The organism is Anaerorudis cellulosivorans (assembly GCF_025943985.1).
Taxonomy (GTDB): domain Bacteria; phylum Bacteroidota; class Bacteroidia; order Bacteroidales; family Dysgonomonadaceae; genus Anaerorudis; species Anaerorudis cellulosivorans.
The window spans coordinates 1-12088 of the sequence record NZ_JAPCWE010000025.1 but is presented as its reverse complement, the minus strand read 5'-3'; the positions used below and the strand labels follow the sequence as shown (position 1 = coordinate 12088).

The following is a 12088-nucleotide window of genomic DNA, read 5'->3' as shown; positions in this document are numbered from 1 at the left end:
AAACAATGAAGAGAAGTGATAATCGTGTTTTGAACAAAAAAACAATTCGCGTTTTGCTATTTATTACCCTGTATTTCTCTTTCGCCGAAAAAAGCACGTTTGCCCAACAACGGATACCGGTTCACGATCCGGTAATGATTCGCCACAACGCGGTTTACTACCTCTTTTGTACCGGCCGGGGAATCAGCGTATGGTCGTCGCCCGACATGGTGAATTGGAAAAGAGAACAACCCGTGTTCAGCCGTCCGCCCAAATGGGCCGTCGAGGCGGTGCCGGGATTCGAAGGGCATATATGGGCACCCGATATTTCGTTTTTCAACAACGAATATTACCTGTATTATTCGGTTTCGGCATTTGGAAAAAACACATCCTGCATCGGACTGGCAACTAACAAAACGCTCGATCCTGCCGATCCTGAGTTCAACTGGACCGATCACGGCAACATCATCCAATCTTTCCCCGGAAAAACCAACTGGAATGCCATCGATCCCAATCTGGTTGTCGACGACGCCGGGCAACCCTACCTGGTTTTCGGCTCGTTTTGGGATGGGATAAAACTGGTAAAGCTTTCGGCAGACGGCAAAAAAGTGATCGATGAGTTGGACAATATCCCGACAATCGCTTCGCGCAAAAAAGCGCCGAACGATCCCAATCCGCCATCCATCGACGATAATCCCGTCGATGCCGGCGGAAATGCCATCGAGGCACCTTTTATTTTCAAGAAAAACGGCTATTACTATCTTTTTGCCTCGATCGACTATTGCTGCAAAGGACCGGAAAGCACCTACAAAATCATTGTGGGTCGTTCGCGACACGTAACCGGTCCATACACGGATAAAGCGGGAAAAGATATGGCAACCGGCGGTGGTACCCTTCTTTTGCAAGGCGACGAAAACTGGTACGGCGTCGGTCATAATGCGGCATATACCTTCGACGGGAAAGATTACCTCGTTTTTCACGGCTACGATGCGCACGACAACGGGCGTTCGAAGCTCATCATCAGGGAATTGGGATGGGACGACGCGGATTGGCCGATCGTGAAAAACGATATCCGCCCACAATACGAAATCGCCGCAGACAAGGGACGATAGTCCGGCAGCGGCAGCCGGTATCGGCAAGAAAACGGAAAAACCACACCCAACCAGTGAAGGCATAAAAACGACAGGAAATCGATACGGAAATTACCGGCGTTTTTCGAAAAATGCTTTCATCAAAGCCGCACACTCATCCGCTAAAACACCCGGGGTTACGGCGGTCTTGGGATGAAGAACAGGAGGCGAAAACAACGAAAACCCGTATTTTTCGTCCGGAGCACCATACACCAGTCGCGAAATTTGTGCCCACCGTAGCGCACCGGCACACATCACACAAGGCTCTACCGTGACATAAAGCGTACAATCGGTAAGATATTTGCCGCCCATCACGTTAGCGGCAGCCGTAACAGCCTGCATTTCGGCATGTGCCGTAACATCGTTCAGCGTTTCGGTAAGGTTATGCGCACGGGCAATAATGCGATCATGGTTTACAATGACAGCTCCAACCGGTACTTCGCCCTTATCGCAAGCTTTTTTGGCTTCCGCAAGCGCTTGCCGCATAAAATATTCGTGGTTCAACAACAGCATATCCCCTGTTTTTTAAAAGCAAAAAAAATCTGCACGGATGATTCACTCATCAATTTGCAAAGATACAACAAAATTCGTTATTTATCGTTCATGTAGAGTCAACCGGCAAGTGTGGATAGTCGACAGAAATGTGAAAAAACGAATTACACCTTCTCCGTACCAAGTCCGTACCAAGGCTGCACCATCCTCGCTCCAAGTCCGCTTATGAATTTTTCTTTTTTTGCGGCAAATACGCAGGATGTTTTTTACATAAATTTACTAAACCGGCTGCTGTTGTCCCTGCCTTAGAGCGAGCATGAAGCGGACATGTTATGGACAAACTGCCACCCTCGGGATATTTTTAAAAGCCCCCAACCCCTATATGCGTATTTTTTGTATCTTTGCATGACGAATCCAACCCTTAAAACAACATTCATCGGTGATCGATCTCACGAAAATTCCTTCTCCCTGTTATGTAATGGAAGAAAAATTGCTTCGCAACAACTTGCAACTCATCCGCTCGGTAAAAGATCGTGCAGGGGTTAACATTCTATTGGCTTTTAAAGCATTCGCCGTCTGGAAGTCGTTCCCTTTTTTCCACGAGTATGGTATTGATTCTTCCACTGCCAGTTCGGTAAACGAAGCACGACTGGCCTATGAGGAAATGGGCAATCCGGCGCATACCTATTCTCCATCCTATACCGAGGAAGATTTTCCTCTTTACCTGCGATACAGCAGCCATATTACGTTTAATTCCCTTTCGCAATATCGCCGTTTCTACCCGCAAGTGGCGGCTTCGGGGAAAAAAATAAAATGCGGACTGCGCATCAATCCCGAATTCCCGGTTGTCGCAACCGCCTTGTACGATCCGAGTTCGCCGGGATCGCGTTTGGGCATTACTGCCGATCAATTGGGAGAAAAGCTTCCGGAAGGCATTTCCGGTCTGCATTTGCACAACCTTTGCGAAAACAATTCGTATGCACTGGAAAAAACCCTTCGGGCAACGGAGCAAAAATTCGGACATCTTTTCCCGCAAATCGAATGGTTGAATCTCGGCGGCGGTCATCTGATGACGCACAAAGATTACGATATAGAACATTTGGTCGCTCTGCTACTCGATTTTAAACGCCGCTATCCGCATTTGGAGATTATCATGGAGCCGGGCAGCGCATTTGTTTGGGAAACAGGCGTATTGGTCTCCACCGTTACCGACATCGTCGAAAATCACGGTATAAAAACGGCCATGCTCAACGTGTCGTTTTCCTGCCACATGCCCGATTGTCTCGAAATGCCCTACAAGCCGGTCATTCGGGGAGCATATCAACAAGCCGTACCCGGCAAACCGACCTACCGCATGGGCGGAAACAGTTGCCTGGCGGGCGATTTCATGGGCGATTGGTCGTTTGACGAACCGTTGAAAGTGGGCGATCGCATTGTTTTCGAAGACATGATTCACTATACCATCGTAAAAACCACCATGTTCAATGGCGTAGCACATCCTTCCATCGGTTTATGGACGAAAGACAATGAATTTGTTCTTTATCGCAAATTTGCTTATGAAGATTATAAAAACCGCATGAGCTGAACGCCGACCTTTTTTAACTGTTTCGATAGGTGCGGTTTTTCAACCCAATTACGGTGCATGAACCGAACATCGGTCTTTTTGAACCGATTAATCGAACGCTTCATAAAAAACACATAGGTTTTTAAACAATATTCGTTTTCGATGTGTTCATATATAAATAATATCCGCTTTAAAAAGATGGGGTATTATTAATAAAATACATTACTCATGAGCTGGATAGGATTCATCATCATCGGAGGCGTAGCCGGATGGCTTGCAGGTAATTTAATGAGAGGAGGGGGCTTCGGCCTTATGGTCAACATTATTGTAGGCATTATCGGTGCTGTTATCGGCGGATGGGTTTTCAGCCTTTTAGGCATCTCGACAGGCAACGGTCTCATCGGAAATTTCATTACTTCACTGGTCGGCGCCGTTTTGTTGCTCTGGATAATTTCGTTGTTCAAAAAGAAACCCTAAAATAAAGCGGCGAAGAAATTCAAAAACAATAAGAATAAAATCGGTGCACGCGAAGAAGTACATCGATTTTTTTATCGCTTTTTTCTTATGAATCCGTGCACCCAACAATATACCAAATTGATAAGCAAAATGGAATTTAGGTTTCTCTGCTCGCAAATTAAAAAATATCATGTAAATTTGCCAAAAACAAGGCGATGAAAAAAAAGCAAATCGGCATATTGGCGGGTTCGTTCAATCCCATACATATGGGGCATTTGATGATAGCCAATTATATGAAGGAATTTACTTATCTCGATGAAGTGTGGTTTGTGGTATCGCCCCGCAATCCGCTGAAGAATGCCGAAAATCTGCTCAATGACGAGTTGCGGCTCAAAATGACAAAGATGGCCGTTGAAGATTACGCAGGGATGAAAGTCTCCGATATCGAATTTCATATGCCACTCCCCTCTTACACCATCGATACCATGACCAAATTGACCCACGAAAATCCCGATAAGGAATTTACGCTGATTATGGGTGGCGACAACTGGAACGATCTGCCTCGGTGGAAAGAATACAAACGCTTGCAGCACGAATTCAAGATGCTGATTTATCCGCGCTTGGGATATGAGGTTCGCATTCCGGAAGAGCTGCGCGAAAATATTCGTTTTGTTGAAGCACCTGTTGTGGAAATTTCGTCTACCTTCATTCGCAACAGCCTGAAAGAAGGGAAAAACGTGCGCGCCTTTGTTCCTCCCCGTGTCTATGATTTCATCGAAACAAACGCTTTTTATCACATTTAATTTCTACCATAACGAAGCAATTCGCCCCTTTATCTCTTTCTTGACCTGTTCATACCCAATAAGCTTCATTCACCCCTAACTGCTTGATATCATCGTTTTTCCGTCATACATTTGTATGGTTTAAGGAGTATAATTCAATAACCTAAAATTTATACAACTGTATGGCACGAATTATTAATCTATGTGTTTTACTTGCCATTTCCTTCTCGATGCTTCGGGCACAAACTAATCAAATAACAGTCTTGGGAACTGTTACGGATGAGAAAGGTTTCCCGATGTCGGGAGTGACTGTTCAAGTAGAAGGGAGTACCATCGGTACAGTTACCGATGCAAATGGCAATTTTTCATTGAAAGCGCCCCGGGAAAGCACAATCCTTTTCTCCTTTGTCGGATTCGTTCCTGTAAAACGTCAAGCAACAGATTCTCCTTTGCAGATAGTGATGAAGGAGGATATGATTATGATGAGCGAGGTAGTAGTAACTGCTTTAGGTATGGGAAGAGAAAAAAAGGCCCTCGCTTATGCTGTTACAGAGCTGAAAGAGGACGCCTTTTTAGTAAAAGAGTCCAACCTGGCAGCAGAACTTGCCGGAAAAGTTTCCGGTGTTAATGTTGTACGGCCAACTACCGGTGTAATGGGTTCTACCCGAATCACGATCCGTGGAAACGGCTCATTTGGCAACAACCAGCCGCTTTATGTCGTTGATGGTGTACCCATAGACAATAGTAATTACGGGCAGCCCGGCGTTTGGGGTGGTGTCGACGGCGGAGACGGAATTTCCTCTTTCAACAGCGACGATATTGAGAGTATGACCGTATTAAAAGGGGGTACCGCAGCAGCTCTTTATGGTTCACGAGCAGCAAATGGAGCCATTATCATTACAACAAAACGTGGTGTAAAAGGGGGTGTAAACGTTGAATTAAAAAGCTCTTATACCTTCGACAGACCCGTTGTTAAAACATCCGATTTCCAATATGAATATGGGCAAGGGCTCTCAGGAACTGCTCCGGCTACCCTTGAGATGACCATGCTTAGCGGACCGGCAAGCTGGGGAGGTAAACTTGATGGATCGGATGTTATCCGGTTTGACGGTGTATTTCGTCCCTATGTTGCCGTAGGAAAGAAAAACTTCTCCAACTTTTACAAGAATGCATGGAGATTGAACAATAATTTATCGATCTCCGGAGGAGATGAAAATGTTCTTTACAGGGTATCTGTGGGAGATCAACGATATAACGATCTTTATCCCAACTCAAAAATGGGAAGAAACAACGCTTCTTTAAATCTTACTGCCAAACTCTCTCATGGTATCACATTTCAAACCAACGTAATCTATATGCGCGAAAGAGTAAAAAACAGGCAAAACGTAAATGATTACGCAAGCAACGGAAATGTCCTTCTTTGGACATTACCCCCCAACATCGATATAAGAAGTCTTGCTCCTGCAGTCGATGCCTCGGGGAATGAACTCCTTCTCTCCGATGCGTATGTATATTTTGCAAATCCTTACTTTATAGCATATAAACGTCATCAAGAAGATGCAAAAGATCGCATTTTCAGTTCCGTACAACTACAATACGATATAAATAAAAACTGGTATCTGCGAGGTCGTATAGGAGGCGACATCATCAATCGACGTTCAGAAAACATTCTTCCCAAAGGAACAGGTTATTATCGCCCGGGCTCCATAAGCGAAGGCTCTTCATATTCCGGAGAAGTCAACGCAGAAGCCTTATTAGGGTTCAATAAATCGTTAAATGAAGCGTGGTCGTTCACTTCTTTTGTCGGATGGAACAGCATGATGGCTTGGAGTGAATCGATCGGTGCATATGGAGATCGTTTTATTCAGCCCGGATTCAACGTCATTGGCAATACCGAAACTACAAGTGGAGGGAAAAGCAAATGGGAAAATTACATCAATTCGCTCTTCGGACAAATTGAGCTCTCGTACAACAACCTGCTCTTTCTTACTTTTTCCGGACGTAATGACTGGTTCTCCGCTCTTTCGATGAAAGGAAAAACCACACCAAATCATATTTTTTACCCATCTGCCGGAGTGAGTTACCTGATAAGTGAAGCATTCAACCTGCCTTCTTGGTTGTCGTTCCTGAAAGTGAGAGGATCGTGGGCACAATCGGGCGATTCCGTCAGCCCTTATAATTTGACTTTAACCTATGGGTATGGAGAAACGATTCATGGATATCCCACAGGATCCATTAGTAACTCAACCATTCCTAACCCCAATTTGAAACCACTCACTTCCACATCATATGAGGCGGGAACCGACGTCCGGTTCTTTAATAACCGGCTGGGAATTGATTTTACTTATTATGTCCGCAATACAAGAGACGATATTGTCACCGCCCAAATTTCTTCTGCTTCAGGATACAGTCATGCTCTTGTGAATGCGGGTAAAATCGACAATAGAGGAGTGGAACTATTATTGTCTGCCACACCTTTGGAAACCAAAAAAATCAAATGGAATGCCGCAGTCAACTTTTCTTACAACAAGAGCAAAATTGTTCGCATTACCGATCGTGTAAATAGTTTTATCATGGCAAACAGCAGAACAGGGGCAGCCGGAGATGAGGGTACTCCTGCCTATATCTATCAGGAGGTCGGGGAGCCGTACGGAATTATCAAAGGATCATCCTACGTTCGTGACGAAAACGGCAATATTGTTTACGGAAAAAACGGTCTCCCCGTTAAAGGAGAAATCAAAAAGTTAGGAGTGGGAGTGCACCCTTACACAATTGGTTTCGGAAATACTTTCACTTTCAGTCGCTTTTCACTCTATTTGCTTGTCGACAGTAAGTTTGGCGGAAGCATTTTTTCAGGGACCAACGATATGGCTTACTTTCTCGGAACTCATGTCAACACCTTGCAAGGGAGAGAGAACGGCGTAATCGGGAAAGGTGTTAAAATGGATGGAACTCCAAACGAGGTGGCTGTTCCTGCAATGGATTACTACATGTATATTGCCAATAATATTGCCGAAGAATTTGTTTATGATGCATCATTTATCAAATTGAGGGAAATAGCCCTATCCTATGACCTTCCAAAGCGATTTATTGCGAAAATGGGACTATCCCAAATATCGCTTTCTCTCGTTGGGCGTAATCTTCATACTTTTTACAGTAAAATACCGATGGTCGATCCTGAATCGGGCTATACAATCGGTAACGAGCAAGGACTTGAGCAGTGGGGGCTTCCTGCCGGCAGAAACTGGGGCTTTAATCTCTATATTCACTTCTAATCACCAGACAATTATGAAATCAAAATATTTATTCCCATTCCTTACTCTTCTTCTCACGATTGGTTTTCTATCGTGTGATTTTGATGAAAAGAACATTAATCCCAATAACAGCACGACTATTGAACCGGGACCGTTGCTAAGCTATTCACAACTATATACAAGCAATCAGGGAATAAGCAAACGCGTACAGGTTGGTTATTGCATGATGATGGTACAACAAACCGCTTCATTGGAACGCGAAGAAATGGCAGGAGACAAATATCTGGAAACCGAAATGCTCGGAGTATTTTTTATAGAAAGTTACAATTCCTACATCAAGAATGTTCAGGAACTGATTAACCGTACTCAAGATAACAAAGACTTTGTTAACACTTATGCGGTTGCACTAATTTGGAAATCGTTTCTTTTTCACCGTATCACCGACCTTTATGGCGATATACCTTATTCAGAGGCAGGAAACGGCTACCGAACACAAATTTATTATCCCAAATACGATCGTCAGAGCGAAATATATTCGGGAATGATTCGCGATATCGAAACCGGGCTCTCCCTTCTGAATCCTTCTGCACCCGGAATAGCAGGTGATATTATTTACAAAGGAGACATCGAAAAATGGAGAAAATTTGGAAATTCGCTTCTTCTTCGTCTGGGTATGAGAATGGAACACGCTGATCCTTCTTTTGCGAAAGCAACCGTACAAAAAGCAATTAAAGGAGGAGTCATGAATGATCCTTCGGATATCTGTATGATACAGCATGTAGCAGGAAAAGGAGGCACCGAAAATCCGCTGAGTGCTGTCTTTAAAGGCCACGGACTTGTTGGAAGCGGAACGGTAAAAATCAGCAAAACTTTCATGGAAAGACTTAAAACTACCACTGATCCACGAATATATGTTTATGCCGCACTCCCCGATGGAACAACAGATTTCGACAAACAGAAAGGGTTGCCAAACGGATACGACTTTTTGACTATTTACGAAGCAGAGCCCGATTACAAGTCGCTGGCTGAATACTCCACATTCAATCCCACAACTATTTTGCAAATGGATGCCCCAATGGTTCATCTTACACATGCAGAAGTGGAGCTCCTTCAAGCCGAAGCAATTCTGAAAGATTGGATCGACGGTGATGCAAAAGAACATTATGAGAATGCGGTTCGTTCCTCCATGAAACAAATGGCAATATATGGTGAAAACGGAATCATTTCCGATGAAAGGATTGAAAACTATTTGGCTCAAAATCTTTATGAAAAAGCGAAAACATTAGAAGCAAAACTCAACCTGATTGGGACAGAGTTTTGGGTAGCAACCTTCTTAAACGGATATGAAAGTTACGCCAACTGGAGGCGAACAGGCTATCCGTATCTTTTCCCCACCTTGTTCGACGGGAGTCCGAACAAAGGGAGGATACCACGCCGTTTTACCTACCCAACAGAAGAATACAGCATCAATCGCGAACATGTAGAGGAGGCAAATCAACACCAAGGTGCCGATGCACTCTCCACACGTATTTGGTGGGATAAATTATAAATTAAAATCTTAAAATATTATATTGAAATATTGTAAAATATGAATTATTGTAGAATGAGTGGAGTGCTCGCTCTTGCGAGCCTCTTGTGGTTTGGAGCATGTCAATCGGGGCCAAAGCCCGATAAAAACTTCTTGTCTGTTGACGGTAATCGGATTGTAGATGAGAAAGGTCGTACAGTGATTTTGAACGGAATTAATTACGTTACAAAAGATCCGAACAAATATTACGACAACGTAAACGATGATCGACTTTTCAGACAATTCCGAAACCGTGGTATCAACTGCGTTCGTTTCGGGCTTTCATGGAGGGGAGTTGAACCCGAGCCGGGAAAAATAAATGAGAAATACCTGAAAGAGGTAGATAAACGAGTCAGGTTGGCCGAAGAAAATGGTATCAAACTGATACTTGACATGCATCAGGATCTCTATGGCGGAAAATATGGAAACGGAGCTCCTGATTGGGCAACACTCGATGAAGGACTTCCACACAAAACGGGAGATATATGGAGCGATGCCTACTTGTTAAGCCCTGCGATCCATAAAGCGTTTGATAATTTTTGGAATAACGCTGCGGCACCGGATGGAGTGGGAATTCAAGATCATTATATCTTTGTTTGGAAGACGATTGCGAAACGTTATGTCAACTCACCTTCCGTGATAGGATTCGATATAATGAATGAGCCTTTTAGTGGTTCAGAGAGTCGAACAATACTTCATAAACTTCTTGAAACATATGGAACTATTGTAGCTGAAAGTACCGGTAATACCCTTTCTGAGAAGGAACTCCTCGAAATGTGGGGTAATGAGTCAAAACGAATTGAAGCATTAAAAACGCTGAATGAAAAGGAAAGTTACAGAAGAATAGTAGATAGTGCTTATGAGGAAGTGTGTGCATTTGAGCAGGGTCCCTTGAGCCAATTTTATCAAAAAGTACGCGATGTGATACGTGAGGTAAATAAAAAACATATCCTCTTTCTGGAGCATTCCTATTTCTGCAATTTAGGAGTAAAAAGCAGCTTCCTCATTCCAAAAGATAGAGAAGGCAATAATGACCCGCTTTGTGTATATGCTCCACACGGATATGATTTAGTGACCGACACCGATGAAGCAGCAAACCCCGATTACAATCGTGTGGAGGTGATTTTTGAACGTATTTTTGAAGCAGGTAAAGAAAAAAGAACGCCGATAGTAGTTGGTGAATGGGGTGCGTACTATATGGGAGGTGAATATCTCCAACCGGCTCTACACATTATCGGCATCATCGAAAAAGCATTGGCAGGGCAAACTTACTGGGCTTACTGGAAGAATATCGAAAAACAAGACTATTTCGATAAAGTGATTTCGCGCTACTATCCGATGGAAACGAACGGAATATTACTTCACTACAACAATGATTACAACAACGGTAAGTTTGTTGTCGAATGGGAAGAAAACAACGAAAAGTCTGTTTCCCGCATTTATGTGCCCAACATAAATATTTTAAAAAACATACATATCGATTTAACTCCGAAATCGGATATAAAAATCATTTCAATTGAAGGAAGCAACTCTGGTTATTTGGAAATTTTTCCCATCGGGAATAAACGGAGTTTGATTATCCCTTTACAAAATCAAAACCTTAACCACAGAAACCGGTAGAGCTTGGTCAATTTCGAAGTTCTTTACCTGAACATTGGCTTTATCGGTATCACTCGTGATACCGATAAAGTTTTTTCTGCTTTTTTTACGCAATTTTGTCTTTCATAAAAAAAGTGTTATTTTTGCATCACATTGCCAAATCCATTCATGACTAATACACATGAAGCAGAAATATAATAAAATAAAAAAGGCGCTAAATAGATCCTATCCTCTATTAACTACGTTTAAAGAGCGGATGTTTTTTGCAGCCGGAATGTCTCTCTTTGGTATTCTTTTCCTTCTTCTCTTTATCCCGTTCAATATATCCGAATGGATTATCTACACCTCACCCGTAAAACGATTACAACTTCCGATGTTGTGTTTACTATGCGTCGCCATTCTATTCGCCTCGCAGAGCATACAGTATCTTATTTTCAAGGGTAAAAATGAACTGAAAATTTATCACTTTTTCTTTTGCTTTGTCTTTGACGTATTATTTGCTACACTCCCTCTGAGTTACCTATATTCTGTTCCCGCGAACAGTTATTGGATTGAGTTTATTCAAACGTTAAAGATTGTTGCATTAGTTATCGCCCTTTGTTATTTGATTGCAGCATTGATATTGATAATACTTCAGATGCATAATGAAAAAGAGGAGATAGTCTCTATAAATAGAGATATTAAAAAGAAAGATCCGGGCATGGAAAGACTAAATATCCGAGATGAGCATGGGCGACTTCGCCTCTCTGTGAAACCGGAAGATCTTCTCTATTTTGAATCTGCCGACAACTATGTGATAGCATATTATCGAAAAGAACAACGCATAGTAAAAGAATTAATTCGCACATCCCTGAAAAATATTGAAACAGAATTTACAGAAAAAAACTGTATTCGATGCCATCGATCGTTTGTGGTCAATTTACAAAATGTGATGAGCATAAAAAAGAAAGGTCGATCATACGAAATCTCGATAATAGGTATTCAAACCACCATTCCTGTTTCACGAGGATATGTAAAAATCATCGAAGATTTACTTATCCGGTAAGTCATTTCACCCATTCTCCCCTTTATACCTATATAGGCCCGGATATCCCTTTGATGATCCACTATTTATTTTTTCGGATTACATTTGTTTTGTGTTGATATTCCGGTGATATCCACCCAGTGATTCCGGTGATACCCACCCACTGGCTGAACTATCAATTTGGCAAAGTTATCTTTTTTTTCTTAAACTATCTCCTTTTAATTCGATTCTATGTGAAGGA

9 protein-coding genes are annotated in these 12088 nt (G+C 42.7%); 8 read left to right on the top strand and 1 reads right to left on the bottom strand.

All coding sequences use genetic code 11. The annotated features are described in order from the left end of the window. The first annotated feature begins 5 nt into the window (after positions 1-5). Positions 6-1091 carry an arabinan endo-1,5-alpha-L-arabinosidase gene (locus tag OLM34_RS11125; protein ID WP_264407334.1) on the top strand — a complete coding sequence of 362 codons (1086 nt, stop codon included), beginning with the start codon at positions 6-8 and terminating at the stop codon, positions 1089-1091. Positions 1092-1181: 90 nt separating this feature from the next. Here the strand turns inward: OLM34_RS11125 and OLM34_RS11120 are convergent, their stop codons facing one another. Next, positions 1182-1616, bottom strand: coding sequence for a nucleoside deaminase (locus tag OLM34_RS11120; RefSeq protein ID WP_264407343.1), 435 nt, complete (start codon positions 1614-1616; stop codon positions 1182-1184). Between the two features lie 424 nt (positions 1617-2040). Here OLM34_RS11120 and nspC point away from each other — a divergent pair, with 424 nt between their 5' ends. The 7 genes from nspC to OLM34_RS11085 all read left to right on the top strand — a co-directional run bounded on the left by nspC (position 2041) and on the right by OLM34_RS11085 (position 11868). Next, on the top strand, positions 2041-3186 hold the full coding sequence (gene nspC, locus OLM34_RS11115) for a carboxynorspermidine decarboxylase (RefSeq protein WP_264407333.1): 1146 nt from the start codon (positions 2041-2043) through the stop codon (positions 3184-3186). Positions 3187-3393: 207 nt separating this feature from the next. Beyond that, positions 3394-3642: a GlsB/YeaQ/YmgE family stress response membrane protein gene (locus OLM34_RS11110; protein ID WP_264407332.1), complete on the top strand. Its 249-nt coding sequence runs from the start codon at positions 3394-3396 to the stop codon at positions 3640-3642. 194 nt (positions 3643-3836) lie between these two features. Continuing rightward, complete coding sequence (gene nadD, locus OLM34_RS11105) at positions 3837-4424, top strand: nicotinate (nicotinamide) nucleotide adenylyltransferase (protein ID WP_264407330.1); 588 nt, start codon at positions 3837-3839, stop codon at positions 4422-4424. 161 nt (positions 4425-4585) lie between these two features. After that, the gene (locus OLM34_RS11100; RefSeq protein ID WP_264407329.1) at positions 4586-7678 is read left to right on the top strand and encodes a SusC/RagA family TonB-linked outer membrane protein; all 3093 of its coding nucleotides are present in this window, start codon (positions 4586-4588) and stop codon (positions 7676-7678) included. A 13-nt stretch (positions 7679-7691) separates the two neighbouring features. Further along, the gene (locus OLM34_RS11095) at positions 7692-9206 is read left to right on the top strand and encodes a SusD/RagB family nutrient-binding outer membrane lipoprotein (RefSeq protein WP_264407328.1); all 1515 of its coding nucleotides are present in this window, start codon (positions 7692-7694) and stop codon (positions 9204-9206) included. A gap of 39 nt (positions 9207-9245) precedes the next feature. Continuing rightward, complete coding sequence (locus OLM34_RS11090; RefSeq protein ID WP_264407327.1) at positions 9246-10844, top strand: glycoside hydrolase family 5 protein; 1599 nt, start codon at positions 9246-9248, stop codon at positions 10842-10844. Positions 10845-11523: 679 nt separating this feature from the next. Then, positions 11524-11868, top strand: coding sequence for a LytTR family DNA-binding domain-containing protein (locus OLM34_RS11085; RefSeq protein WP_264407326.1), 345 nt, complete (start codon positions 11524-11526; stop codon positions 11866-11868). Positions 11869-12088: the final 220 nt, after the last annotated feature.

Excerpts from the sequence above, each read along its gene's own strand:
- OLM34_RS11110 (WP_264407332.1), top strand. The coding sequence starts at position 3,394 with ATGAGCTGGATAGGATTCATCATCATCGGAGGCGTAGCCGGATGGCTT.
- OLM34_RS11125 (WP_264407334.1), top strand. The coding sequence starts at position 6 with ATGAAGAGAAGTGATAATCGTGTTTTGAACAAAAAAACAATTCGCGTT.
- OLM34_RS11100 (WP_264407329.1), top strand. The coding sequence starts at position 4,586 with ATGGCACGAATTATTAATCTATGTGTTTTACTTGCCATTTCCTTCTCG.
- OLM34_RS11085 (WP_264407326.1), top strand. The coding sequence starts at position 11,524 with ATGGAAAGACTAAATATCCGAGATGAGCATGGGCGACTTCGCCTCTCT.
- OLM34_RS11090 (WP_264407327.1), top strand. The coding sequence starts at position 9,246 with ATGAATTATTGTAGAATGAGTGGAGTGCTCGCTCTTGCGAGCCTCTTG.
- OLM34_RS11095 (WP_264407328.1), top strand. The coding sequence starts at position 7,692 with ATGAAATCAAAATATTTATTCCCATTCCTTACTCTTCTTCTCACGATT.
- nadD (WP_264407330.1), top strand. The coding sequence starts at position 3,837 with ATGAAAAAAAAGCAAATCGGCATATTGGCGGGTTCGTTCAATCCCATA.